The sequence below is a fragment of the Agrococcus sp. GCM10030265 genome (assembly GCF_042666675.1).
In the GTDB taxonomy this organism is placed as follows: domain Bacteria; phylum Actinomycetota; class Actinomycetes; order Actinomycetales; family Microbacteriaceae; genus Agrococcus.
In genome coordinates this window covers 1,278,690-1,305,085 of record NZ_JBHTCZ010000002.1, presented here as the reverse complement: position 1 = coordinate 1,305,085, position 26,396 = coordinate 1,278,690, and the positions used below count along the sequence as shown (strand labels likewise).

Sequence of the window (26,396 nt, the reverse complement as noted above, 5' to 3'; positions counted from 1 at the left end):
CGTGCGCGGGCGTAGCGTGAGCAGCGTGAGCATGGGCATGGGGATGGGCGGCGGCGGACCCCGCGGCGGGATGCGCGTCGCGGGCCGCGACGAGGCGGCACAGCGCGCGGCGAACGCCGACGCACCGCGCATCCCGAACCTCCTCGGCCGCATCGCCGAGCTCTTCCGGCCGCACCGGGCGGCCATCGCGCTCACGATCGTGCTCGTGCTGCTCGTCGCCGCGATCGGCGTCTTCCCGCCGCTGCTGACGCAGCGCGTGTTCGACCAGGCGCTCTTCCCCGAGTCCGGCGGCGTCGACATGGAGCTGCTGTGGATGCTCGTGAGCATCATGGTGGCGCTGTGGGTGAGCTCGAGCCTGCTGGGCATCTGGCAGACGTACGTGACGGCGCGCGTCGGCAACCGCGTCATGGGCGCGCTGCGCACGCGGCTGTTCGACCACCTGCAGCGCATGGAGCTCGCGTTCTTCACCCGCACGAAGACCGGCGTCATCCAGTCGCGACTGCAGAACGACGTCGGCGGCGTCGCCAACGTGCTGTCGAACACGGTGTCGTCGGTCGTCGGCAACACCGTCACCGTGATCTCGAGCCTCGTGACGATGCTCATCCTGTCGTGGCAGCTCACGATCGTCGCGGTGCTGCTCACCCCCATCCTCGTCATCGCGCAGCGGCGCGTCGGGCAGATCCGCGCGCGCATCGCCACGAAGACGCAGGAGTCGCTGTCGGAGATGACGGCGATCACGCAGGAGTCGCTGTCGGTGTCCGGCATCCTGCTCGCGAAGGCGTTCGGGCGGCAGGCCGACGAGTCGCGGCGCTACGCCGACGAGAACGGTCGGCAGATCGACCTGCAGGTGCGGCAGCAGATGACGGGCCAGACCTTCTTCGCCGTGGTGTCGATCTTCATCTCGGTGCTGCCCGCCGTCGTGTACGTCATCGCCGCCCTCCTCATCACGGGTGGCACGCAGGACGTGACGGCCGGCACGCTCGTGGCGTTCACGACCGTGCAGGCACGCCTCCTCATGCCGCTCATGGGGCTGCTGCGGGTCGCGCTCGACCTGCAGACCTCGGGTGCGCTCTTCGCCCGCATCTTCGAGTACCTCGACCTGCGCCCGCAGATCGTCGATCGCCCGGACGCGCTGCCCGTGCCCGCCGACCGGCTCGGCGCCATCGCGTTCGAGGACGTCGTGTTCCGCTACCCGGATGCGCAGGAGTCCGAGCCGCCCACGCTCGACCACGTCTCCTTCGAGGTCGAGCCCGGCACCTTCGCCGCCTTCGTGGGCGCCTCGGGCGCGGGCAAGACGACGATCGGGTACCTCGTGCCGCGGCTCTACGAGGCGACGGGCGGCGTCGTGCGCTTCGCCGGGGTCGACGTGCGCGACCTCGACCAGTCGTCGCTCACCGACGCCATCGGCATCGTGAGCCAGGACGCGTACCTCTTCCACGCGACGATCGCCGAGAACCTGCGCTACGCGAAGCCGGCCGCGACCGACGACGAGCTCGTCGAGGCGGCGCGCGGCGCGAACATCCTCGAGACCATCCGCTCGTTCCCGCTGGGGTTCGACACGGTGGTCGGAGAGCGCGGCTATCGGCTCTCGGGTGGCGAGCAGCAGCGCATCGCCATCGCGCGCGTGCTGCTGAAGGATCCCGCGGTGCTCATCCTCGACGAGGCGACGAGCGCGCTCGACACCGTGTCGGAGCGCATCGTGCAGCAGGCGCTCGACGCCGCATCTCGGGGTCGCACCGTGGTGGCGATCGCGCACCGGCTCTCGACCATCCGCGACGCCGACGTCATCATCGTGCTCGACCACGGTCGCATCGTCGAGCGCGGCACGCACGACGAGCTGCTCGAGGCCGGCGGCGCCTACGCGGCACTGCACTCCGAGCAGCGCGCGAGGGCCTGATCTCCGAACGCGAGCACTGCTCCTTCCGTTCACTTCTTGACAACAAGACGCCTGCTCGACACCATCGAGTCATGACGAGGCGACGCCCCGGCTCCCAGGGGGCGCTCCGAGCCGCGAACGAGGCCCGCGTCGCCGGCGTCCTGCGCGACGGGCCCGCGACGCAGTCCGAGCTCGCCGAGCGCACGGGCCTCGCGAACGCGACGGTCTCGAACATCGTCCGCGACCTGCGCCTGCGCGGCGCCGTCTCGACGTCGCCGACCGTCCACGCGGGCAGGCGGGCGACGCTCGTGACCCTCGAGGCCTCCGACGGGCCGACCGTCGTCGGCGTCGACTTCGGCCGCCGCCACGTCCGCATCGCGATCTCCGGCACCGACCTGCAGGCCGTCGCCGAGGACGCCGTGGCGCTGCCCGCCGGGCATCACGCCTCCGAGTCGCTCGCCATCGCCTCGACGCGACTGCACGAGCTGCTCGACGAGGCGGGCGTGCAGCCCGACCGCGTCGCGGGGATGTGCGTCGGCGTGCCCGGCCCCATCGACCTGCGCACGGGCACCATCGCAGGCCACACGATCCTGCCCGAGTGGGTCGGGGTCTCGCAGGACCGCATCGCCGAGGCGTTCGGCATGCCCGCCGAGGTCGCGAACGACGCGGATCTCGGCGCCATTGCCGAGCGCACGTCCGGTGCGTACCGAGGCGTCGACGACCTCATGTTCGTGAAGGTCGGCACCGGCATCGGCACGGGACTCGTGCTCGGCGGCAGGCTGCACCGCGGCGCCATCGGCATCGCGGGCGAGCTCGGGCACGTGCAGGTGGATCCGCAGGGCCCGCTCTGCGTGTGCGGCAACCGCGGATGCCTCGAGACGCTCGCGTCGGTCCGCATCATGACGCAGGAGCTCTCGGCGGCGCTGCGCAGGCCCATCGCGACGGCCGACATCGTGGAGGCGGCGCTCGCGGGCGACCCCGTGACGCGGCGCGTGCTCGAGGATGCCGGCGCCGCGATCGGGCGGGCGACGGCCAACGCCGCCAACCTGCTCGCGCCGGCCGTCGTCGTGGTCGGCGGGCCGCTCGTCGCCGTGGGCGACCTGCTGCTCGAGCCCATCCGAGACGGCTTCAGGCGCTTCGCGATCCATGCGCTCTCGGAGTCGACCGACGTCGTCCCGTCGTCGCTCGGCGTGCGCGCCGAGGTGCTCGGCGCGCTCGCGCTCGCGCGCGACGGGGCACGCATCCCTGCCCTCGGCTGAGTCGATCGCGGGCGTCGTTACCACATCGTTGCGTTCAGGCAGCGACGACTTTGGCCGCCACTGCGTTCACGACTTGACGACAAGGCGGCGCCGCTCGTATCGTGAGCGACGGTCCGCCGCGGGTGCTGGACCAGCGAGGGAGCGAGCGTGGAGCAGGCGAGGCCGACCATCCTGTCGATGCGCCACATCACGAAGGAGTTCCCGGGCGTCCGGGCGCTCGACGATGTGAGCCTCGAGGTCGCCAAGGGCACGATCCACGCGATCTGCGGCGAGAACGGCGCAGGCAAGTCGACGCTCATGAAGGTGCTCTCGGGCGTGTACCCGCACGGCTCCTTCGACGGCGAGATCGTCTACCAGGGCGAGCCGGTGGCCTTCGGCCGCATCAACGACTCCGAGCGCGCGGGCATCGTCATCATCCACCAGGAGCTCGCGCTCATCCCCGAGCTGTCGATCGCCGAGAACATCTTCCTCGGCAACGAGCCCCGCGGCGTCATCGGCATCGACTGGGACACCGTGCGCTCCCGCTCCCGCGAGCTGCTCGCCCGCGTCGGCCTCGACGAGGACCCCGACACCCAGGTGAAGAACATCGGCGTCGGCAAGCAGCAGCTCGTCGAGATCGCGAAGGCCCTCGAGAAGGACGTGCGACTCCTCATCCTCGACGAGCCGACCGCCGCCCTCAACGAGGGCGACTCGCAGCACCTCCTCGACCTGCTCGTCGGTCTGCGCTCCAAGGGCGTCACGTCGATCATGATCAGCCACAAGCTCAACGAGATCGAGGCCGTCTCCGACGCCATCACGATCATCCGCGACGGCAAGGCCATCGAGACCCTCGACATCCGCGACGGCGCGGTCGACGAGGACCGCATCATCCGCGGCATGGTCGGGCGCACGCTCGGCAACCGCTTCCCCGACCGCGCCGGCCACGCGGGCGAGGTCTTCTTCGAGGTGCGCGACTGGACGGTGCAGCACCCGCTCACCGCCGAGCGCCTCGTCGCGAAGCAGTCGTCCTTCACGGTGCGCCGCGGCGAGGTCGTCGGGTTCGCGGGCCTCATGGGCGCTGGCCGCACCGAGCTCGCCATGAGCCTCTTCGGCCGCCAGTACGGCACGTGGCTCGGCGGCACCGTGCTGAAGGACGGCCGCGAGATCCAGGTGCGCTCCGTCTCCGAGGCCATCGCCCACGGCATCGCCTACGTCAGCGAGGACCGCAAGGCGCTCGGGCTGAACCTGCTCGACACCATCAAGCGCTCGATCGTCTCCGCCAAGCTCGGCAAGATCTCGCGCGGCGGCGTCGTCGACAACCTCGAGGAGACCACGGTCGCCGAGGGCTACCGCCAGCAGCTGCGCATCAAGGCGCCCACGGTCGAGATGGGCGTCGACACGCTCTCGGGCGGCAACCAGCAGAAGGTCGTGCTGGCGAAGTGGATGTTCACCGACCCCGACCTGCTGATCCTCGACGAGCCCACGCGCGGCATCGACGTGGGCGCGAAGACCGAGATCTACCAGATCGTGCGCGAGCTCGCCGACGCCGGCAAGGGCGTCATCCTCATCTCGAGCGAGCTGCCAGAGCTGCTCGGGCTCGCCGATCGCATCTACACGATCTTCGAGGGACGCATCACGGGCGAGATCCGCGCCGCGGACGCCGACCAGGAGACGCTCATGCGCCGGATGGCGCCGACGAAGGGTGAAGACGCGTGAGTGACGCGACGCAGCAGACCGGCCGATTCCGCCTCGGCGACCTCAGCATGCTCCTGGGCAAGCGCGGCTCGCTGAAGGAGTTCGGCATCCTCGGCGCCCTCGTGGTGATCGTGATCGCCTTCCAGATCGCGACGGAGGGGACGACGCTCTCGTCGAACAACCTCATCAACATCATCCAGTCGCAGTCGTACATCCTGATCCTCGCCGTCGGCATGGTGATGGTGATCATCGCCGGGCACATCGACCTCTCGGTCGGATCGGTCGCCGCGTTCGTCGGCGTCGTCGTCGCCATCGCGATGAACGACTGGGGCCTGCCCTGGTACCTCACGATCCTCATCGGCCTCGGCCTCGGCGTGCTCGTCGGCGCCTGGCAGGGCTTCTGGGTCGCGTTCATCGGCGTCCCCGCCTTCATCGTGACCCTCGCGGGCATGCTCATGTTCCGCGGCCTCAACCAGATCGTCGGCCAGTCGCGCGGCATCCCCGTCGAGCGCGACTTCGTGAACCTGCTCGCCGGCTACCTCCCCGAGGTCGGGCCGTACACGGGCTACAACAACATGACGCTCCTGCTCGGCGCGCTCGCGGTCGTCGCGGTCGTGGTGCTCGAGCTGCGCGGCCGCGCCAAGCGCATCCGCCTCGGTGCGGCGGTGCCGCCCATGTGGGTGGCCATCACGCGCCTCGCGCTCGTCGCCGTCGTCATCGTCGTCGCCGCGCTCCTGTTCGCGAGCGGCCGCGAGGGCACGAGCTTCCCGAACGCCGGCATCCTCTTCGTGCTCATCGCCCTCGCGTACGCCTTCGTCACGCGCAACACGTCGCTCGGCCGTCACGTCTACGCCGTCGGCGGCAACCGTCGCGCCGCCGAGCTCTCGGGCGTCCGCTCGCGCTGGGTCGACTTCTTCGTGATGGCGAACATGTCGGTGCTCGCCTCCGTGGCGGGCATGCTGTGGATCGCCCGCGCCCAGGCCTCCGGCCCCGCAGACGGCGGCGGCTGGGAGCTCGACGCCATCGCGGCCGTCTTCATCGGCGGCGCCGCCGTCGCGGGCGGCATCGGCACCGTCGCAGGCTCCATCATCGGTGGCCTCGTCATGGCGGTCCTCACGAACGGCCTCTTCGCCATCGGCGTCGGCTCCGACTGGATCCCGGTCATCAAGGGCCTCGTCCTCCTCATCGCCGTCGCCATCGACGTCATCAACAAGCAGCAGGGCCGCTTCTCGTTCATCGGCCTCATGCTCCGCGGCCTCCGCCGCGACCGCACCTCCGACCTTTCCTGACGCACCACCCACCCAAGGAGAACCCCATGAAGAAGTCCGCCCTCGTGGCCCTGGCCGGCATCGCCGCCGTCAGCGTCGCGCTCACCGGCTGCGGCCGCACCGAGCCCGGTGCGGAGGGCGGCGGCGACGACGCCGCCGGCTTCGCAGCCGACGCCTCCATCGGCGTCGCCCTGCCCGACCGCACCTCGGAGAACTGGGTGCTCGCGGGCGACCTGTTCGAGAACGGCCTCGAGGAGGCCGGCTTCGCGGGCGACGTGCAGTACGCCGGCTCGTCGAACGCCGTGGGCGACCAGCAGCAGCAGGTCCAGCAGATGATCGACGCGGGCGTCGAGGTCATCGTGATCGGCGCCGCCGACACGAACCAGCTCGCCACGCAGCTCGAGGCCGCAGACGCAGCCGACATCACGGTCATCGCCTACGACCGCCTCATCCAGAACTCGGACCTCGTCGACTACTACGTCGCGTTCGACAACTTCCACGTCGGCGAGCTGCAGGCGGAGTCGCTGCTCGCAGGCCTCGAGGAGCGCTTCCCCGGTGAGTCGCCGTGGAACGTCGAGCTCTTCTCGGGCTCGTCGGACGACTCGAACTCGGCCGTCTTCTTCGACGGTGCGATGAGCGTCCTGCAGCCGGCGATCGACGACGGCACGCTCAACGTCGTGTCGGGCCAGACCACCGTGCAGCAGACGGCGACCGAGGACTGGGCGGCTGAGAACGCCCAGAACCGCATGGACACCATCATCACGTCGTCCTACCAGGGCGTCGAGCTGCACGGCGTGCTCTCGCCGAACGACAACCTGGCCCGCGCGATCATCGCGTCGGCCACGGGTGCCGGCTTCCCCGTCCCGGTCGTCACCGGCCAGGACTCCGAGGTCGCCTCGGTCGAGTCGATCGTCGCAGGCGAGCAGTACTCGACGATCTACAAGGACACCCGCGCGCTCGTGGCCGCGACCATCGACATGGTCTCGCAGCTGCAGGCTGGCGAGGAGGTCACCACGACCGGCGAGTCCGACAACGGCGCCGTGGAGGTTCCCGCGAACCTGCTCGAGCCCGTCATCGTGACGCAGGAGAACGCCGCCGAGGCGTACGCCGACAACCCGGACCTCGAGCCGCTCACGCAGCCGTAGTCCATCCATCGCACGCCGGCGGGCGGCTCCCTCTCGAGGGGGTCGCCCGCCGTCGTCATGCGCGGCAGCGCGCGCGTCATGCGCCGCCGCACCGCGATAGCGTGGTGCGGCCACGGAAGGGGAGCGATGCGCTTCGCGAACACCATCCTCGACACCATCGGGGACACGCCGCTCGTGCGGCTGAACCACGTCACCGACGGCATCGCCGCGACGGTGCTCGCCAAGGTCGAGTTCCTGAACCCGGGCGGCTCCGTGAAGGACCGCATCGCGCAGTCGATGATCGACGACGCCGAGCGCCGCGGCGTGCTGCGCCCCGGCGGCACCATCGTCGAGCCGACGAGCGGCAACACGGGCGTCGGCCTCGCGCTCGTCGCGCAGCAGCGCGGCTACCGCTGCGTCTTCGTCTGCCCCGACAAGGTCGCCGAGGACAAGCGCGCGACGCTGCGCGCCTACGGGGCCGAGGTCGTCGTCACCCCCACGGCCGTCGCACCCGACAGCCCCGAGTCGTACTACGGCGTCGCGAACCGCCTCACCGACGAGATCGAGGGCGCCTTCCAGCCCAACCAGTTCTTCAACCCCGCCGCACCCGCGGCGCACGAGGCGACGACGGGTCCCGAGATCTGGCGCGACACCGACGGCCGCGTGACGCACCTCGTCGCATCCGCGGGCACGGGCGGCACGATCACGGGCACCGGGCGGTACCTCAAGCGGGTCTCCGACGGCGCGGTCCGCGTCGTCGGCGCCGACCCGCTCGGCTCGATCTACTCCGGCGGCACCGGCCGCCCCTACCTCGTCGAGGGCGTCGGCGAGGACATGATGCCCGGCAACTACGACGCATCCGTGATCGACGAGGTCGTCGCCGTCGACGACGCCGCCTCCTTCGCGATGACGCGTCGCCTCGCCCGCGAGGAGGGCCTCCTCGTCGGCGGCTCGAGCGGCCTGGCCGTCGTCGTGGCGCTGCAGGTGGCCGCCGAGCTGCCCGCCGACGCCGTCGTCGTCGTCGTCCTGCCCGACTCCGGCCGCGGGTACCTGCAGAAGGTGTACTCGGATGCCTGGATGCGGGCCCACGGGTTCGCCGACGCCGCCGAGGGCACGACGGTGCGCCACGTGCTCGCCGCGAAGGGCGGCGACGCCCCCGCGCTCGTCCACGCGCATCCCACCGACACCGTGCACGACGCCATCGAGATCATGCGCGAGTTCGGCGTGAGCCAGCTCCCCGTGCTGCGCGCCGAGCCTCCCGTCGTGCTCGGCGAGGTCGCGGGCTCGGTCGACGAGCGCCACCTGCTCGACGCGGTGTTCACGGGCGGGGCGCGTCTGGGCGATCCCGTCGGCGACCACCTCGGGCCGCAGCTGCCGCGCATCGGCGTCGGCGAGAGCGCCGACGACCTGCGCGACGCGCTCGGCGGTGCCGACGCCATCCTCGTGCTCGACGAGGCGAGGCCCATCGGCGTCGTCACGCGCGCCGACCTGCTCACGTACCTCGCGAAGGAGGCATGATGTCCGGCTTCTCCACCAGGGCCATCCACGACGGCCAGCCGTTCGACCCCCGCACGGGCGCGGTCGTGCCGCCCGTCTTCCTCACCTCCACCTTCGTGCAGCGCAGCGTCGGCGACTTCCGCGACGGCTACGAGTACGCGCGCGGCGGCAACCCCTCGCGCGACCAGCTGCAGGAGCAGCTCGCGTCGCTCGAGGGCGGCACGCACGCCTACGCGTTCGGCTCGGGCCTCGCCGCCGAGGACTCGCTGCTGCGCGCCATCCTGCGCCCCGGCGACCACGTCCTCATGGCGAACGACGTGTACGGCGGCACGCACCGCCTCGTCGACCGCATGTGGGTGCCGTGGGGCGTCGAGCTGTCGACGACCGACTTCGCCGACCTCGACGCCGTGCGCGCCGCCATCCGGCCGACGACGAAGGTGCTGTGGGTCGAGACGCCCTCGAACCCGCTGATGAAGATCACCGACCTCGCGGCGCTCGCCGAGCTCGGGCACGCCGCCGGTGCGATCGTCGTCGCCGACAACACGTTCGCGTCGCCGTTCCTGCAGCAGCCGCTCGCCCTCGGGGCCGACGTCGTCGTGCACTCGACGACGAAGTACGTCGGCGGGCACTCCGACCTCGTCGGCGGTGCCGTCGTGACGGCGGATCCCGACCTCGCCGAGCGGGTGCACTTCGTGCAGTTCGCGGTGGGCGCCATCAACTCGCCCTTCGACGCGTGGCTGACGACGCGCTCGCTGAAGACGCTGAGCGTGCGCATGGAGCGGCACTCGACGAACGCGCAGGCCGTCGCCGAGGCGCTCGTGGGGCACCCCGCCCTCGAGGCGGTGCACTACCCGGGCCTGTCGACGCATCCCGGGCACGAGATCGCGGCGCGGCAGATGTCGGGGTTCGGCGGCATGGTGTCGCTGCAGCTGCGCGGTGGCGCGGAGGCGGCGCGTGCCGTGACCGAGCGCACCGAGCTCTTCCAGCTCGCGGAGTCGCTCGGTGGCGTCGAGAGCCTCATCTGCTACCCGTCCGACATGACGCACGCGTCGGTGCAGGGCACCGAGCTGGCGGTGCCGACGAACCTCGTGCGCCTCTCGGTCGGCATCGAGGACGCGGCCGACCTCGTCGCCGACATCCAGCACGCCCTCCCGTCCTCCTGACCCCCCGCTTCGTCAGGTTCTCGGCCGCTTCTGAGGCGAGAAGCGGCCGAGAACCTCACAGGGATCGTGGGCTCGGGCACTGGAGAGCGTGCTCGAGGCGGTGGAGGAAGGCGGCGGGCTCCTCGAGCGTCGTCTGCGTGACGTGGAGGACCTCCCAGCCGAGCGATCGCAGCCGCTCGTCGCGCGCCACGTCGACCTGCCACTGTCCGCGGCCCGTTCGGTGACCATCGCCGTCGTGCTCGATGGCGACGCGCTCGGCGCGGTAGAGCAGGTCCGGCCGCACGACGAACCGGCCCTCGTGGTGCACGTCCGCGTCGATCTCGGGCTCGGCGAAGCCGTGCTCGAGGATCGCGAGCCGATTCGGCGTCCATGTGAGGGATCAGGTGCTTCAGGTTCTCGGCCGCTCTCCACCTCACAGGCGGCCGAGAACCTCGACAGGTCAGGCGAGGGGGCGGTTGCGCTGCTCGGGGAGGAGGAAGGCCGCGCCCGCCGCCAGCGCGAACGCCGCGGCGAAGACGGCGAAGAGGAGGGGCGTGCCACCCAGGAGCACGAGCGGCGGCACGATGAGCGGCGCCACGATCGACGCGATGCGGCCGAAGCCCGCCGCCGCGCCCGTGCCCGTGCCGCGCACCGACGTCGGGTACAGCTCCGGGCCGATGGCGTACAGCGCGCCCCAGGCGCCCAGGTTGCAGAACGAGAGCGCGCAGCCGGCGGCGATGATCTGCCAGTCGGCCGTCGCGAGCCCGTACGCGACGGCGGCGACGGCGGATCCGGCGAGGAAGAGCGCGAGCGTGACCCGGCGGCCCAGCACCTCGACGAGCCACGCGGCGACCGCGTACCCGGGCAGCTGCGCGAGCGTGATGACGAGGGTGAACGTGAACGACTTCACGAGGTCGAAGCCCTGCTCGACGAGCAGCGACGGGATCCAGATGAACGCGCCGTAGTAGGAGAGGTTGATGCAGAACCAGACCGTCCACAGCGCGGCCGTGCGGCGTCGCATCGCCGGGCTCCAGATCGACTGCGCGGCGTCGGCCTCGGCACCCGTCGCTTGCGCGGCGGGCGGCAGCTCGACGCGCGCGTCGCCGGCGGCCGCCTCGAAGTCGCGCACGATGCGCTCGGCCTCGTCGTCGCGACCCTTCGACTCGAGGAAGCGCACGGACTCCGGCAGGCCCATCCGCACGACGACGGCGTAGAGCGTCGGCACGATGCCGACGGCGAGCGCCCAGCGCCACCCGTCGTCGGAGAGCGGGATGACGAAGGTGCCGATCGCTGCGGCCGCGATCCACCCGACGGCCCAGAACGACTCGAGCCACACGACGACGCGCCCACGGATGCGGCGCGGCGCGAACTCGGACACGAGCGTGGAGGCGACGGGCAGCTCGGCGCCCAGGCCGAGGCCGATGACGAAGCGGAGGGCGATGAGCATCGCGACGCCCGTCGACAGCGCGGCGGCGCCGGTCGCGAGGCCGTAGACGAGCAGCGTGACCGCGAACACCTGCCGGCGGCCGATGCGGTCGGCGAGGAGCCCGCCGAGCGTCGCACCGATGGCCATGCCGACGAACCCGATGGAGCCGATCCACCCGAGGGTGCTCCGGTCGAGCTCCCACTGCACGGCGAGCGCCGCCATGACGAACGAGATGAGCCCCACGTCCATCGCGTCGAGCGCCCAGCCGATGCCCGAGCCGACGACGAGCCGCGAGTGCCGACGCGTGAACGGCAGCCGGTCGAGGCGCTCGGAGCGGGTGCGCGTGGCGGCGGGTGCGGATGCGGGTGCGTGCTCGGGCATGCGGATGCCTGTCTGTCGGCGCCGACGGGGAGGCGGCGCTCGGTGCTGGGGTCGCTTCACCCTAGACCGGCGCGCGATGGCTCGCAGGGGCGACGAGAGGGGGGGGGGTACGCGCAGGGCCGCGCGGGGCGTCGGAGGTCGGTCGTAGGCTGGATGCACCGCCACGAACTTGGAGAGAGCATGCTGCGCGCCGTCGTCAACGCCCACGTCATCCCGGTGGAGGGCGAGCCGTTCGTCGGCACGATCGTGATCCGCGACGGGCGCATCGAGGCGCTCGGCGCCGACGTCGCGGTGCCCGAGGGCGCCGAGACGATCGACGTGGCGGGCGCGCAGGTCACGCCCGGCCTCGTCGACGCGCACGTGCACCTGGGCGTGCACCCCGAGGGCGACGGCGGCGCGGCGAGCGACACGAACGAGATGACGGGCGTCAACCAGGCCGCCGTGCGCACGATCGACGCGATCGACCCGTTCGACGAGGGCTTCGACGTCGCGCTCGCCGGTGGCGTCACGACCGTCAACGTGAACCCGGGCTCCGGCAACCCGATCGGCGGCCTCGCCACGACGCTGCACACGCACGGCCGCATCGTCGACCGCATGGTGCTGCGCGAGCCCGCCGGCCTCAAGTCGGCGCTCGGCGAGAACCCGAAGCGCGTGTACGGCGAGCGCAAGCAGACGCCGTCGACGCGCCTCGGCACGGCCAAGGTCATCCGCGAGGCGTTCGTCGCCGCGCAGAACTACCTGCGCAAGCACGCCGATCCCGACTCGCGCGCCGACGTCGACCTCACGCACGAGGCGATCGCGAAGGTGCTCCGCCGCGAGATCCCGTGGCGCCAGCACGCGCACCGCGCCGACGACATCGTCACGGCCGTGCGCATCGCCGAGGAGTTCGGGTACGACCTCGTCATCGACCACGGCACCGAGGCGCACGTCGTCGCCGACCTGCTGGCCGAGAAGGGCATCCCCGTGCTCATCGGCCCGCTGTTCACCACCAAGTCGAAGATGGAGCTGCGCGGCCGCTCGATCGCGAACCCCGGCAGGCTCGCGAAGGCCGGCGTCGAGATCTCGATCATCACCGACCACCCCGTCATCCCGATCTCGTTCCTGGTGCACCAGGCGTCGCTCGCCGTGCGCGAGGGCCTCGATCGCGAGACGGCGCTGCGCGCCATCACGATCAACCCGTCGAAGGCGCTGGGCGTCGCCCACGAGGTGGGCTCGCTCGAGGTCGGCAAGCGTGCCGACGTCGTGGTGTGGGATGGCGACTGGATGGACCCGATGGCTCGCCCGTCGCTCGTCCTCATCGACGGCGCGGAGGTGTACCGCCGCGAGGCGGGCGTCGAGACGATCGCGCCGCGCGCGTGACGGCGGTCACGCATCCCGGCGATCTGCTGACGCGGCGCAGGCGCGTCGCGACCATCGTCGTGCTCGGCCTGCTCACGGCCCTCGGCCCCTTCACGATCGACCTCTACCTCCCGGCCTTCCCCGTGCTCGCCGACGACATCGGCGCGAGCGACGGGCAGGTGCAGCTGACGCTCGCCGCGACGACGCTCGGATTCGCGCTCGGCCAGCTCGTGCTGGGCCCGCTGAGCGATCGGCTCGGCAGGCGCTGGCCGCTCGTGGCGACGTCGACGCTGCACGTGCTGACGTCGATCGGCATCGCCGTCGCTCCCGACATCGAGACGCTCACCGTGCTGCGCGTGCTGCAGGGCGTCGGTGCTGCAGGCGGTGCCGTCGTGGCGATGGCGATGGTGCGCGACCTGTTCTCGGGCCGCTCGCTCGTGCGGTACCTGTCGCGGCTCGCCCTCATCATGGGGCTCGCGCCCATCCTCGCCCCCGTCATCGGGTCGTGGCTGCTGGGCGTGACGCAGTGGCGGGGCATCTTCTGGGTGCTCGCGGTGTACGGCGCGGTCGTGATCCTGCTCGTCGGCACGCTGCTGCGCGAGACGCTCCCGCCCGAGCGCAGGCTGGGCATGGGCGCCGGAACCCTCTCGAGCTACCGGCGCGTGCTGGGCGACCGACGGTTCCTGGGCGTCGCGCTCATCGGCTCGTCGGGGTTCGCGGGCATCTTCTCCTACCTGTCGACGTCGCCGCTCCTCCTGCAGGAGGTGTACGGCCTGAGCGCGACCGAGTTCGGCGCCGTGTTCGCCCTGTGCTCCGTGGGCGTGTTCGTGGGCGTGCAGACGTCGTCGCGGCTCGCGACGCGCTACGGGCCGCAGTGGGTGCTGGCGTGGTCGACGGCCGGCATGGCGGCGGCGGCGGTCGCGATGCTGCTGCTCGACCGCTCGGGCGCGGGCCTCGCGGGCTTCATCCCCGCGATGGCGGCGTTCACGCTGTCGTTCGGCCTCACGATGCCGTGCGTGCAGGTGCTCGCCCTCGTCGAGCACGGCAGCGAGGCCGGCACGGCCGCCTCGCTGATCGGCGCGTCGAACATGCTGCTCGCGAGCGTCGTCGGCGGCGTGCTGGGCAACTTCGCGGTGCGCGATGCGGTGCCCATGGGGTCGGTGATGCTCGGCGGCGGCCTGCTGGCGATCGTCGCGCTCTGGGTGCTCGTGCGCCCGCGATCGGTGCCGGCGCTCGCCGACTGACGTCCGACGCGACGAAGGGCGCCCGCACGATGCGGGCGCCCTTCGTCGCGTCGAGGCTCAGCGGTCGATGGCGAGCCTGTCGCGGCTCGGGATGCCGAGGTCGGCCATGACGGCACGTGAGCGCGAGCGGACGGTGCCGAGCGGCAGGTCGAGCAGCTGCGAGATCTGCAGGTCGGTGAGGCCTGCGCCCGCGAGGCCTGCGATGTCGCGGTCGATCCACGACCGGCTGCCGCGCAGCGCTCGGCGGGAGGCGACGAGGCTCGCCTCGAGGTCGTCGGCCAGGCGCGTGGCGGCGGCGTCGGCGCCGAGCGCGGCGGCGGCGTCGAGCAGGCGGCGCGTGAGCGCTGCGTGCCGTGCCGAGACGACGTCGGCTGCCGCCTCGGCGAGCACGCCCGCGTCGCGGTGCCGAGCGGCGGTCGCGAGTGCGAGGAGCGCGCGGAGCACGGGGGAGAGGATGCGGGCGTCGATGTCGGAGAGGTCGGGGACGGCGTCGCCGAGGCGTGCGTGGAGCGCCGCGGCGGCGATGCGCAGCGGCACGTGCGCGGGCACCCCCGCGTCGGCGAGCGCGCCGACGCGTCCGAGCGCGGCGCGTGCGTCCTCGTCGGAGACGTGCTCGGCGGCGGCGACGATCTGGGCGACGTGTCCCGACACGACGAGCAGGGTCGCGCCGGTGGCATCGTGCATGGCCTCGGGGCCGCGGTGCAGCGCGTCGATCGCGGCGAGGGCGGTCTTGCGTGGCCCTTCGTCGGGCAGCTCGAGGAGCATGGCCTCGGCGATCTGCGCGTGCTCGGGCAGACCCTCCTCGGCGATGCGCGAGACGAGGCCGTAGGCGATGGCGGCGGTGTCGTCGGTGATGGCGGCGATCTCGACGATGCGGTCGAGGGCGGCGTCGAGCAACGGTATCGGTGGGAGGGCGATGGCGCGGGCGGCCATCCGGGTCTCGGCGATGGCGCGGCCCGCGGAGGCGAGCATCGTCCGCGTCCAGTCCTGCACGTGTCCGACGACGCCGTGCACGCCGTCGGCGGCGGCGAGCACGCCTGCCGCGTCGCCCCGGAAGCCGGCGTCGCACGCGAGCAGCCCGTAGGCGCGCACGCTCACGAGCGGGTCACCGCCGACGAGCGCGGCCTGCGCTGCGGCGGCGACGGTCGCGTGGTCGCCGTTCTCGACCGCGGCCTGCGCGCGGGCGAGCTCGCCGATGCGGCGCAGGCGCGCGCCGGACTCGGCGTGCGGCGGCAGCAGGTGCGCGAGCTCGTGGCCCGAGACCTCGGGCGAGAGCACCGACGAGGTGATCGTGAAGCCGACGAGTCGCGATGCGAAGTCGTCGAAGCCGGCGGCGTGGGCGTCGCGCAGCAGGGGAGCGGCGACGGCCGTCTCGCCGGCGGCGATGGCGGCCATCATGCTCGGCAGGGTGTCGGAGTCGAGCTCGAGGGCGACGGCGGCGGCGTCGGCGGCGCGCGTCGCGAGCGTGCGGCCCACGAGGGTGCATGCGGCGATGGCGGCGATGCGCGCACGGGTCGCGACGGTGGTCTCGACGATGCCGCGCTCGATGGCGGCGTGCGCGGCGATGTACTCGCTGGCGGTGCCGGCGTCGCGCCGCGACCACCCGTGCACGATGTCGGCGAGGATCATGGCGCTGCGCTCGCTCGGCCGCTGCGTGAGCGGGGTGCGAAGGATGCCGGGGACGACGAGCGCGCCCGCCACCTCGTCGACGATGCCGACGTGCAGCAGCGCGTCGACGGTCTCCTGGCCGAGGTGCTCGACGGCGCGGCTCGAGCGCACGCCGGGGATGGCGGCGATGGCCTCGGCCGCGGAGCGCAGCTCGGGCTCGAGCGCGCGGACGATCGCTGCGGCGGCGGATCCTGCGCGGCGCGGTCGGTCAGGACGCAGACGGTCGTCGAGCAGGGTGGCGGCGAGCAGCGGGTAGCCGCGCGACTGCGCGTGGAGGATGCTGCGGCCGATGGCGCCGAGCCAGTCGGGGCGGAGGCCGGCACGGGCGAGGCGGTCGTCGGCGAGGCGGTCGAACTGCCTGCGGGTGAGGCGCGAGAGACGCACGACCATGACGCCGCAGGCGTCGCCCTGCTCGAGCGCGACGGGCCGGCGGGTGTCGAGCGAGTCGTCGTCGGAGAGCACGGCGTGCGTGTCGCCGTCCGGGCCTCCCGGTCGCATGGGGAGGAAGGCGATCGAGCCGGCCCCCGGGGTGCGGAGGACGGAGTGGGTCACGCGCCGACGCACGGCCTCGGACCCGAGCAGCGGGTGCCCGACGAGCACGACGCGCCTGCCCGCGTCGACCGCCTCGAGGATCCGCGTGCAATCGTCATGGCGTCCGAGTGGGTCCACCGTGCGCATGCCTGCTCCCGTCACCTGCGCTCCTTCGGCGAGCTCCTGAACGGCCGCGCCGGGGGTCGGTGACGCGTCATTCCTGGCTCTCACCCGTCGAAGATTCTTCGACTTCGGGCAGCATAGCCCGGCGTCCGATCGTTCGACGGGCGAGCGTTGAAATCCTCTACCAGCGGGGTACAACCCGGACGGCGTTCGAATCGAGCGCCCGCGGACGGGGCTGCGCGTCACGCGACGACGGGGGTGCGCGTCGCCGACGCGCGAGACAGGATGGGGGCATGAGCGACGAGCTGGCGGCTGCGCGCAAGGCGGTCGAGGACGCGAGGCGGGCGCAGGCGGATGCCGAGGAGCGGCTGCGAGCGATGGAGGAGGCGGCGAGCGCGCGGGTCGCCGAGCCGCCCGCGGCGCAGGAGCCCGCCCCGCCCGCGGCGCAGGAGCCCGCCCCGCCGGCCGCCCCCGCACCCGAGCCCCCAGCCGCCGAGGACGCCGCCGTCGCCTCGGGCCCGCTCTCGACCGAGGCCGTCGCCACGGTGCGCGCGGGCTACGCCTTCGAGGGCAGGGCGCTCGAGCTCGGGGTGCTCGTGAACGGTGCTGCCGACCCGTCGACGCCCATCCGCATCCCGCTCGGCATGCTGAATCGCCACGGCCTCGTCGCGGGTGCCACGGGCACGGGCAAGACGAGGACGCTGCAGGTGCTCGTCGAGCAGCTCTCGGCCGCCGGCGTGCCCGTCTTCGCCGCCGACGTCAAGGGCGACCTGTCGGGCATCGCGGTGCCGGGCGCACCGAGCCCGAGGCTGCTCGAGCGCACCGCGGGCATCGGCCAGGAGTGGCAGCCGCTCGCGGCCCCCGTCGAGCTCTACTCGCTCGGCGGCGAGGGCATCGGCGTGCCGATCCGCGCGACGGTCACGGGATTCGGCCCCACGATGCTCGCGAAGGTGCTCGGCCTCAACGCCACGCAGGAGTCGAGCCTCGGCCTCCTGTTCGCCTACGCCGACAGGCAGGGGCTGCCGCTGCTCGACCTCAAGGACCTGCGCGAGCTGCTGCTGTGGCTCACGAGCGACGAGGGCAGGGCCGAGCTGCGCGAGCTCGGCGGCATCTCGCCGCAGACCGCCGGCGTCATCCTGCGCGAGCTGACGACGTTCGCCGAGCAGGGCGCCGAGCAGTTCTTCGGCGAGCCCGAGATCGACGTCGCCGAGCTGCTGCGCACCGCAGCCGACGGCCGCGGCCTCGTGAGCCTGCTCGAGGTGCCCGGCGTCGCCGATCGCCCGCAGCTGTTCTCGACCTTCCTCATATGGCTGCTCGCCGAGCTCTTCGAGACGCTGCCGGAGGTGGGCGACCTCGAGCAGCCGCGGCTCGTCTTCCTCTTCGACGAGGCGCACCTGCTCTTCGCCGACGCCTCGAAGGCGTTCCTCGCGGCCGTGACGCAGACCGTGCGCCTCATCCGCTCGAAGGGCGTCGGCATCGTCTTCGTCACGCAGACGCCGAAGGACGTGCCCTCCGACGTGCTCGCGCAGCTCGGCTCGCGCGTGCAGCACCAGCTCCGTGCGCACACGCCCGACGCCGAGCAGGCGCTGCGCGCGACAGTCCGCACGTACCCGAGGAGCGAGTACGACCTGCAGCAGGTGCTCACGAGCCTCGGCACGGGCGAGGCGATCGTCACCGTCATGGACGAGGACGGCGTGCCGACGCCCGTCGCGTGGACGCGGCTGCGGGCGCCGCAGGGGTCGATGGATCCCATGCCCGAGGCGCAGATGCGGGCGGCCGTCGCGGCGTCGCCCCTGCAGGCGCGCTACGGCACCCCCGTCGACCGGGAGTCGGCGTACGAGATCCTCGCGACGCGGCTCGCGGCGGCGGAGGCCGAGGCCGAGCGCGCGGCCGCCGAGGCGGCGGCGACGAAGGCGGCGAAGGAGCGCGACGCAGCGGCGGCGAGGGAGGCTCGCGAGCGCGAGGCGGAGGCCCGCAGGCTCGAGCGGGAGGCGGCGCGCGGGCGCCGCGACTCCGAGCGTGCGGCGCGCGACAACCCGGTCGTGCAGGCCATCCGCTCGCGCACGGGGCAGACGGTCATCCGCGAGATCGTGCGCGGCATCCTCGGCACCCGGAGGCGCTGAGGCCCGGACGCAGCGATGCGCGGCACCGGTGTGGTGCCGCGCATCGCGTCGTGCTGCGGAGGATGGGGGATTCGAACCCCCGAGGGCTTGCACCCAACACGCTTTCCAAGCGTGCGCCATAGGCCACTAGGCGAATCCTCCAGCTGGCCGCGAGGCCAACCCGGCAAGTCTAGCCCGATGCCGGGGGTGCGGACGCCGAAGGGGCGGGATCTCGCGATCCCGCCCCTCCGATCCGCGTGTCGCTAGCCGCAGGTGGCGTAGCTCTCCGCTCCTGCACCCAGCGTCGCCTCGTCGCCCATGAAGTAGACGTCGGGCTGGCCGAAGCGCAGGCTCTCGCTGATGATCTCCGACGGTACGCACTCCGGCCGCACCACGTAGAGCGGTGCGTCCATGGCACCCGCGAGTGCGGATGCGGAGAGCGCGTCGGGGAACTTCAGGCCGCTGGCGATGAACATCGCGTCCGCGGAGTCGAAGACCTGCTGGTTGATGTAGATGCCCGTGAGGAACCGGTCGGCGCCCGCAGCGCGGTACGGCGACAGGTCGGCGTCCACGAGCTGGCGGTAGATGCCGTTCGACACCGACACCGGGTCGCCGGCGACGAGCGTGCGGGTCACGCCCAGCTCGTCGAGGGTGGCCATGGTCGCGGCGTCGAGGGTCGGCTGGAGGCCGTCCACGAGCAGCACGGGGGCGTCGAGCGAGCCCGCCGCCGCGCCGGCCGTCAGCGCGTCGGGGAACGTGCGTCCCGTCGCGATGAAGGCCGTGCCCGCACCCTCTCCGAAGGCGTAGTCGGCCACGAGGCGCGACGTCTCGAAGCGGTCGGCGCCGCCGAGGCGGTCGACCGTCTCGACGCCGGCGAGGTCGCCGACGGCGTCCTCCACGGCGGCCGACACCGAGGGCAGCCCGCCGACGATCACCACGCGGGACGGAGCGAGTCGCTCCAGCTCGTCGACGATCGACCCCGGCAGCCCTGCGGGCTCGGTGAGCAGCAGCGGCGCACCCTCGTAGGCGGCTGCCGGACCGGCGGCGAGGCCGTCGGGGTAGTTGACGCCGCTCGCGATGTAGACGACGTCGGAGCCGTCCGGGTAGCCCAGCTGCGAGGCCGCGACCGAGGTCTCGTAGCGGTCGTCGCCCGCGAGACGCTCGGGCGCCGGGATGGTCGCCTCGCCGGTGGTGACGTGCACGTAGGTGCGCACGGCATCCGTCGTCGAGTACGTCAGCGCGCCGAGGAACTCGCCGTCGAGGGGCAGGTCGCGCCACGACGCCTCGTACGAGGCGGGCTGCGCCACCTCGACCGCGAGGGTCGAGGGCTCGACCGTGAACGAGCCGAGGCCCGCACCGGCGGTGACGACCGCGGCGTCGAGGGTGAACGCCGTCGTGGCCTCGTTCGACGCGTAGACGTCGACGTAGGCGATCCACGTGCCGGGCGTCGGGTCCTCGATGAGCAGCGTCTCGTCGCCGGACTCGGTGCCGACCGAGAAGCGCTCGACCGGCTGGAAGCCGCCACCCGGGATCGGCACGACGCGGTCGACGACGAGGTCGAGGTCGGAGGCGTCGTCGAGGCTGTCGAGCGAGAAGTGGCGAGCGAGCTCGCCCTCCGCGACCTGGAAGGCCGGCGATGCGAGACGGTCGTCCGACGCGCCCTCGCCCGAGAAGAGCTCCTCGTACGGGAACAGGCCGTTGGCGCCGACGTCGATCGTGCCCGTGATGCCGGAGGTGACGGTGACGGGCGCCGTGCCCGCCGTGCCCGTGCCCTCGAGCCACTCGGGAGCGGCGACGGTCACGGGGTACACCGCGATGGGCGACCGTGCCGTGTGCTCGGCGCTCCTCCACGTGAGCGAGCCCGTCGACCACGCGTCGGTCGCGGCGCCCTGCACGTCGAACTCGACCGTGTACGAGAGCTGCTGCCCCGCCTCGGTGAACGAGAGCGTCGTGGGCGACACCGTGGTGGCGACGCCCTCGGGTGCGTCGACCTCGACGGCGTACGAGCCGGGCTCGAGCGCCGTGAGCGTCCTCGTGATCGTCTGCGTGCCTGCGAGGGCGCCGATGCCGATCGACGGGATGTTGAGGTCGCTCGGGTCGATCGGAGCGCCCACCCATGCGTCGGGCAGTGCGTAGCCGATGCCGCGCAGGTAGCCGTACCAGTCGGCCGTGCCGTTGGCGTAGTAGACGCCGGCGTCGAGGAAGTCGGCCGTGTTCACGAAGCCGGCGCCCTGCGCGAACCAGTCCTGGCTCACGCTGCCGTCGGCGTTCACGGTGTCGGTCGCCGTGGTCATGAGCGCCGACTTGATCTCGGCGGGCGTCGCGAGCGGACGGTCGCCGAGGTAGACGGCTGCGAGGCCCGCGACGTGCGGCGCCGCCATGGAGGTGCCGCTGAGGAAGGCGTAGCTGGGCTCGGCGCCTGCGGCGTTCGGCCCGGCCGCGATGATGCCGGTGCCGGGGGCCGCGATGTCGGGCTTGATGACGTCGTTGCCGTCGGCGATGACCGGTCCGCGCGACGAGGAGGCCGCGACGATCGGGGCCGGGGTCTCGATGCCGGAGGTGTTGCCCGCGGTGAACGAGACCGTCTGCGACGGGGTCGTGCGTGCGACGGCGAGCACCTCGGCGTAGTACGCCGCGTCGATGTGCACCGTCGGCACCGCGTGGTCGTCGAGGTCGATCGAGTTCGGCGTGGGGTTGCCGAGGATCATGCCTGCGCCGCCTGCCGCCTCCACGACGGTCGACTTCTCGGCGCGCGCGTTGCTGCCGCGGTCGCAGAGCACGATGGTGCGCTCGGCCACGGTCGCGAGCGAGCCCGGGAGGCAGAGCGCTGCGTCGGCTGCCGAGGCGCCCTCGGCGGGGATGTCGCCCGCGTAGACGAGCGGGCCCGAGAACGGCTCGGCACCCTCCGTCATGTCGACGGTGATGGAGGCGCCGGGGATCAGCGAGCCGTCGGGCAGCGTGATCGTGGCCTCGTAGTTCGGGATCGTCGTGTTGGCGACGGTCGTGTACCAGGGCGACGCGTGGTCGAGCGTCGTCGCGTCGGGGCCGGCGTTGCCCGCGGATGCGGACACGAAGATGCCGGCTGCCGCGGCGCCGAGGAAGGCGACGTCGTATGCGGCGAGCACGGAGTCGGCTGCGCCGCCACCGATGGAGAAGTTGATGACGTCGACGCCGTCGGCCGTCGCGGCCTCGATGCCGGCGAGCAGGTCGGTGCCGAAGCATGCGTCGTCGTCGGTCGACTCGGGCACGGGGCCCGACCAGCAGACCTTGTACGCGGCGATGCGGGCCTCGGGTGCGACGCCCGACATCGTGCCGAGGTCCTGGCCGCCCGCCGACGTGATGGGCACGTCGTGGTTGCCGGCGGCGGTGGATGCGGTGTGCGAGCCGTGGCCGTCGCCGTCGCGCGGCGACAGGTACTCGCCGGGCACCTGCTCCTCGGAGCCGAACTCGAAGCTGCCCGCGGCGGCGCCTGCGAGGGCGCCCTCGGCGAAGAACTGGGCGCCGACGATCTTCGTGGAGCACATCTCGGCGGTGAACTGGGGGCCGGTCTCGCACGTGCCGGTGAAGGTCTCTCCGTCGCCCTTGACGTAGAGGATCTCGTCGCCCGACAGGTACGGCTCCGCGCCGGCGGTCGTGCCGAGCGCCTCGCCTGCGAAGAGCGGGTTCTCCGGTGCGATGCCGGTGTCGAGCACGCCGACGACCACGCCGTCGCCTGCGCCCTCGACGCCACCGATCTGGTTCCACATGCCCTCGACGTCGAGGAACTCGTTGGCGGGGGAGGAGGTGATCTGCAGCACCTCGTCGGGCGTGACGGCCGCGACGCGCGGGTCGAGGCTCAGGCGCATCGCCTGGTCGACGGAGAGGTCGGCGATGAAGCCGTTGATCGTGAGCGTGAGGCTCGTCTCGACGTCGGCGCCGACGGAGTCGGCCACCTCGGCCTGCTCGGTCGCGAGGTAGTCGCTGTACGCCACGACCTCGGGGTCGGCGTCGTCGAGCGACTCGGTGCCGGTGGGCGCGGTGCGCTGGAGGTCGGGCAGGCCGCCCATGTAGAGGGCGGCGCTGTCGTCGACGAGCTGGACGACGTAGCGTCCGTCGACGAAGCCGCTGAGGTCGGCGCTCGGGCTGCTCGGCGCTGCGGACGCCGCCGTCGCGCCGACGACGACGCCGCCGAGACCGATGGTCACGGCGGCGATCGAGGCGAGGCAGCGGCGGAGCGGCACACGGCGTTGCGTGGTGGTGCTCACAGGAGGGTGTCCTTCGTCACGAGGATCCCCGCACGGTCGGCGGGATGTTGTGGGACAACCTAGGCGGCTGCTGTCGCGGGCATGGCGAAGCGTTACCCAGTCGTGACCATCGCGCCAGAGACACGGCGTGTCGTGAGCGATGCTCACGGAAAGCGCCCGTCAGAGGCCGCAACCCGTCGCCCCCGCGACCACCCATCCCTAGGCTGGACGACGTGACCTCACGGATGATGATCGCCTCCCCCGAGGGGCACGCAGGCAAGTCGATCGTCGCGCTCGGCCTCGTCGATGCGCTCTCGCGCCGGGTGGGACGCGTCGGCGTCTTCCGGCCCGTCTCGCGCTCGACGACCGAGCGCGACGCCGTGCTCGAGCTGCTGCTCGCCCACGACGCCGTGCACCTCTCCTACGAGGATGCGATCGGCACGACGTACGAGGCGGTGCACGAGGATGCCGAGGCCGCGCTCTCGACGATCGTGACGCGCTTCCACCTCCTCGAGGACCGCTTCGACGCGATCGTCGTCGTCGGCTCCGACTACACCGACGTCGGCAGCCCGACCGAGCTCGGCTTCAACGCCCGCGTCGCCGCGAACCTCGGCGCGCCCGTCGTGCTCGTGCTCGGCGGCCGCGACCCCGAGACGGGCGCGGCGCGCAGCGTCGACGCGCTCGGCCAGCTCGGCGAGCTCACGCTGCCCGAGCTGCGGGCCGGCCACGCGCGGCTCGCGGCGGTCGTCGTCAACCGCAGCGACGCCGCGACGGCCGACGTCGAGGCCGTCGCCCGCGCGGTGGGCATCGAGGTGCCGGTGTGGGCGATCCCCGAGGATCCCATCCTCGGCGCCCCCACGGTGCAGCAGCTGTTCGACGCGACCGACGCGGAGATGGTCGGAGGGGATGCCGCGCGCACGCAGCGCGAGTCGCTCGGCACCGTCGTCGCGGGCATGTCGATGGAGCACGTGCTCGACCGGCTCATCGACGGCGGCATCGTCGTCGTGCCCGGCGACCGCTCCGACGTCGTCGTCGCGACGCTGCTCGCGCAGCGCTCCGAGTCGTTCCCGACGGTCGCGGGCATCATCCTGAACGGCGGCTTCGACCTCGCGCCGCCCGTGCAGCGCCTCATCGACGGCCTCGACCTCACGATGCCCATCGCGCGATCGCCGCACGGCACCTACGAGACGGCGAGGCGCATCGCCGGCACGCGCGGCGCCATCTCCACCGGCACGCAGCGCAAGCGCGACACGGCGCTCGCGCTCTTCGAGCAGCACGTCGACGTCGACGCCCTGCTCGACCTGCTCGAGCTGCAGGACTCCACGGTCGTCACGCCCCTCATGTTCGAGCAGGGCCTCATCGAGCGCGCGCGCGCCGACGTGCGGCACATCGTGCTGCCGGAGGGCGACGACGACCGCATCCTGCAGGCCGCCTCCACGATCCTGCAGCGCGGCGTCGCGAGGCTCACGATCCTCGGCGAGGAGTCGACGGTGCGCGCTCGCGCTGCCGAGCTGGGCCTCGACCTCGCCGACGCGCGCGTCGTGCCGACGACCGACGAGACGCTGCGGCGCCGCTACGCCGAGGCGTACGCCGAGGCTCGAGCCCACAAGGGCGTGACGTTCGAGGATGCGTGGGAGCGCGTGACCGACGTGTCGTACTTCGGCACGATGATGGTGCACCTCGGCGATGCCGACGGCATGGTCTCGGGCGCTGCGCACACGACGGCGCACACCATCCGCCCGTCGTTCGAGGTCGTGAAGACGAAGCCGGGCGTCTCGGTGGTCTCGAGCGTCTTCCTCATGGCGCTCGCCGATCGCGTGCTCGTCTACGGCGACTGCGCCGTGGTGCCCGAGCCGAGCGACACCGAGCTCGCCGACATCGCCATCTCGTCGTCGCAGACGGCGCGCGACTTCGGCATCGACCCGCGCGTGGCGATGCTGTCGTACTCGACGGGCGAGTCAGGCTCGGGCGCCGAGGTCGACAAGGTGCGCGCCGCCACGGCCCTCGTGCGCGAGCGCGCACCCGAGCTGCTCGTCGAGGGGCCCATCCAGTACGACGCCGCAGCCGACCCCGTCGTCGCCGCGAAGAAGATGCCTGGCAGCGAGGTGGCGGGCCGCGCCACCGTCTTCGTCTTCCCCGACCTCAACACGGGCAACAACACGTACAAGGCGGTGCAGCGCTCGGCCGGCGCGCTCGCGATCGGCCCCGTGCTCCAGGGTCTCAACAAGCCCGTGAACGACCTCTCCAGGGGAGCCCTCGTGCAGGACATCGTCAACACCGTCGCCATCACGGCCATCCAGGCCCAGACGCAGTCGCAGGGTGGCGCCGAGTGAGCAGCGTCTTCGTCGTCAACGCCGGCTCGTCGAGCCTCAAGTACCAGCTCGTCGACCTCGCGTCGGGCTCGGCGCTCGCGACGGGGCTCGTCGAGCGGATCGGCGAGGCCCGATCGAGCGCTCGGCACAGGGTGGGCGATGCGCGGCACGACGCCGAGCTGCACGTCGGCGACCACGAGCAGGCCTTCCGCCGTGTGCTGTCCGCGTTCGCGGAGCACGGCCCCGCGCTCGACGACGCGGGGCTCGTCGCGGTCGGGCACCGGGTCGTGCAGGGCGGCGCACGCTTCGACGGCGCCGTCGTGATCGACGATGCGGTGGCCGCGCAGATCGACGACCTCTCGCCGCTCGCGCCGCTGCACAACCCGGCGAACCTCCTGGGCATCCGCGCCGCGCGCGTCGCCTTCCCGGCGCTGCCGCACGTCGCGGTGTTCGACACGGCCTTCCACCGCACGCTGCCGCGCGCGGCGTGGCGCTATGCGATCGACCGCTCGGTCGCCGACGAGCATCGCGTGCGCAAGTACGGCTTCCACGGCACGAGCCACCAGTTCGTCTCGCGTCGCACGGCCGAGCTGCTCGGTCGCCCGCTGGAGGAGACGCGCACCATCGTGCTGCATCTTGGCAACGGTGCGAGCGCGTGCGCGGTCGACGGCGGCCGCTCGGTCGAGACGTCGATGGGCATGACGCCGCTCGCCGGCCTCGTGATGGGCACGCGCTCGGGCGACGTCGATCCGGGCGTGCTCGTGCATCTGCACCGGGTCGCGGGCCTCGGGGTCGACGAGCTCGACGCGCTGCTCAACAAGCGCTCCGGCCTGCTGGGGCTCACGGGGTCTGGCGACATGCGCGACGTGCAGCGGGCGGCGGATGCCGGGGTCGACCATGCGGTCGAGGCGCTCGAGGTGCTCGCGCACCGACTGCGCTCGACGGTCGGCGCCTACCTCGCCGTGCTCGGCGGCGCCCACGCCATCGCCTTCACGGCAGGCGTCGGCGAGAACGCGCCGCAGGTGCGCGCCGCGGCGCTCGAGGGGCTCGAGGAGCTCGGCATCCGCGTCGACGCCGAGCGCAACGCGTCGGGTCCGCGCGAGCGCCGCATCTCGACCGACGACTCGCGCGTGCAGGTGTGGATCGTGCCGACCGACGAGGAGCTCGAGATCGCGACGCAGTCGGCCGCGGTCGTCGGCGCGTAGCCT

Annotated in this window: 16 protein-coding genes and 1 tRNA gene; 12 read left to right on the top strand and 5 right to left on the bottom strand. The window is 72.6% G+C overall.

Going from position 1 to position 26,396, the window contains the following annotated elements:
- Positions 1-31: 31 nt before the first annotated feature.
- The 7 genes from ACFQPP_RS10620 (at position 32) to ACFQPP_RS10590 (ending at position 9,861) form a co-directional block, all read left to right on the top strand.
- The gene (locus ACFQPP_RS10620) at positions 32-1,897 is read left to right on the top strand and encodes an ABC transporter ATP-binding protein (protein ID WP_376916789.1); all 1,866 of its coding nucleotides are present in this window, start codon (positions 32-34) and stop codon (positions 1,895-1,897) included.
- Between the two features lie 71 nt (positions 1,898-1,968).
- On the top strand, positions 1,969-3,135 hold the full coding sequence (locus ACFQPP_RS10615) for an ROK family protein (RefSeq protein WP_376916558.1): 1,167 nt from the start codon (positions 1,969-1,971) through the stop codon (positions 3,133-3,135).
- Positions 3,136-3,312: 177 nt separating this feature from the next.
- The gene (gene mmsA / locus ACFQPP_RS10610; protein ID WP_376916788.1) at positions 3,313-4,830 is read left to right on the top strand and encodes a multiple monosaccharide ABC transporter ATP-binding protein; all 1,518 of its coding nucleotides are present in this window, start codon (positions 3,313-3,315) and stop codon (positions 4,828-4,830) included.
- Positions 4,831-4,877: 47 nt separating this feature from the next.
- The gene (mmsB, locus tag ACFQPP_RS10605) at positions 4,878-6,098 is read left to right on the top strand and encodes a multiple monosaccharide ABC transporter permease (RefSeq protein ID WP_376916787.1); all 1,221 of its coding nucleotides are present in this window, start codon (positions 4,878-4,880) and stop codon (positions 6,096-6,098) included.
- Between the two features lie 26 nt (positions 6,099-6,124).
- Positions 6,125-7,222: a substrate-binding domain-containing protein gene (locus tag ACFQPP_RS10600; RefSeq protein WP_376916557.1), complete on the top strand. Its 1,098-nt coding sequence runs from the start codon at positions 6,125-6,127 to the stop codon at positions 7,220-7,222.
- A 126-nt stretch (positions 7,223-7,348) separates the two neighbouring features.
- Positions 7,349-8,719: a cystathionine beta-synthase gene (locus tag ACFQPP_RS10595; protein ID WP_376916556.1), complete on the top strand. Its 1,371-nt coding sequence runs from the start codon at positions 7,349-7,351 to the stop codon at positions 8,717-8,719.
- Positions 8,716-9,861 (top strand): cystathionine gamma-synthase, encoded by a 1,146-nt coding sequence (locus ACFQPP_RS10590; RefSeq protein WP_376916555.1) that lies wholly within the window; start codon positions 8,716-8,718, stop codon positions 9,859-9,861. The genes ACFQPP_RS10595 and ACFQPP_RS10590 overlap by 4 nt, the downstream gene beginning before the upstream one ends.
- Positions 9,862-9,916: 55 nt before the next feature.
- Here the strand turns inward: ACFQPP_RS10590 and ACFQPP_RS10585 are convergent, their stop codons facing one another.
- On the bottom strand, positions 9,917-10,168 hold the full coding sequence (locus ACFQPP_RS10585; protein ID WP_376916554.1) for a DUF559 domain-containing protein: 252 nt from the start codon (positions 10,166-10,168) through the stop codon (positions 9,917-9,919).
- Positions 10,169-10,300: 132 nt separating this feature from the next.
- Complete coding sequence (locus ACFQPP_RS10580; RefSeq protein ID WP_376916553.1) at positions 10,301-11,647, bottom strand: MFS transporter; 1,347 nt, start codon at positions 11,645-11,647, stop codon at positions 10,301-10,303.
- 180 nt (positions 11,648-11,827) lie between these two features.
- Between ACFQPP_RS10580 and ACFQPP_RS10575 the strand changes: the two genes are divergently transcribed.
- Entirely contained in the window at positions 11,828-13,006 is a 1,179-nt protein-coding gene (locus ACFQPP_RS10575) for an amidohydrolase (RefSeq protein WP_376916552.1), read from the top strand.
- Entirely contained in the window at positions 13,003-14,229 is a 1,227-nt protein-coding gene (locus ACFQPP_RS10570) for a multidrug effflux MFS transporter (RefSeq protein ID WP_376916551.1), read from the top strand. Before ACFQPP_RS10575 ends, ACFQPP_RS10570 begins: the two co-directional genes overlap by 4 nt.
- A gap of 57 nt (positions 14,230-14,286) precedes the next feature.
- Here the strand turns inward: ACFQPP_RS10570 and ACFQPP_RS10565 are convergent, their stop codons facing one another.
- Positions 14,287-16,449, bottom strand: a complete 2,163-nt coding sequence (locus tag ACFQPP_RS10565; protein ID WP_376916550.1) for a hypothetical protein — start codon at positions 16,447-16,449, stop codon at positions 14,287-14,289.
- Positions 16,450-16,844: 395 nt separating this feature from the next.
- On the opposite strand from ACFQPP_RS10565, the gene ACFQPP_RS10560 reads away from it, so the two are divergent.
- Entirely contained in the window at positions 16,845-18,674 is a 1,830-nt protein-coding gene (locus ACFQPP_RS10560; RefSeq protein ID WP_376916549.1) for a helicase HerA-like domain-containing protein, read from the top strand.
- Between the two features lie 56 nt (positions 18,675-18,730).
- Here the strand turns inward: ACFQPP_RS10560 and ACFQPP_RS10555 are convergent.
- Positions 18,731-18,815, bottom strand: a tRNA-Ser gene (locus ACFQPP_RS10555).
- A 101-nt stretch (positions 18,816-18,916) separates the two neighbouring features.
- On the bottom strand, positions 18,917-22,897 hold the full coding sequence (locus tag ACFQPP_RS10550) for a cell wall-binding repeat-containing protein (protein WP_376916548.1): 3,981 nt from the start codon (positions 22,895-22,897) through the stop codon (positions 18,917-18,919).
- 212 nt (positions 22,898-23,109) lie between these two features.
- On the opposite strand from ACFQPP_RS10550, the gene pta reads away from it, so the two are divergent.
- Positions 23,110-25,209, top strand: a complete 2,100-nt coding sequence (gene pta, locus ACFQPP_RS10545; RefSeq protein WP_376916546.1) for a phosphate acetyltransferase — start codon at positions 23,110-23,112, stop codon at positions 25,207-25,209.
- On the top strand, positions 25,206-26,393 hold the full coding sequence (locus tag ACFQPP_RS10540; protein WP_376916545.1) for an acetate/propionate family kinase: 1,188 nt from the start codon (positions 25,206-25,208) through the stop codon (positions 26,391-26,393). The genes pta and ACFQPP_RS10540 overlap by 4 nt, the downstream gene beginning before the upstream one ends.
- Positions 26,394-26,396: the final 3 nt, after the last annotated feature.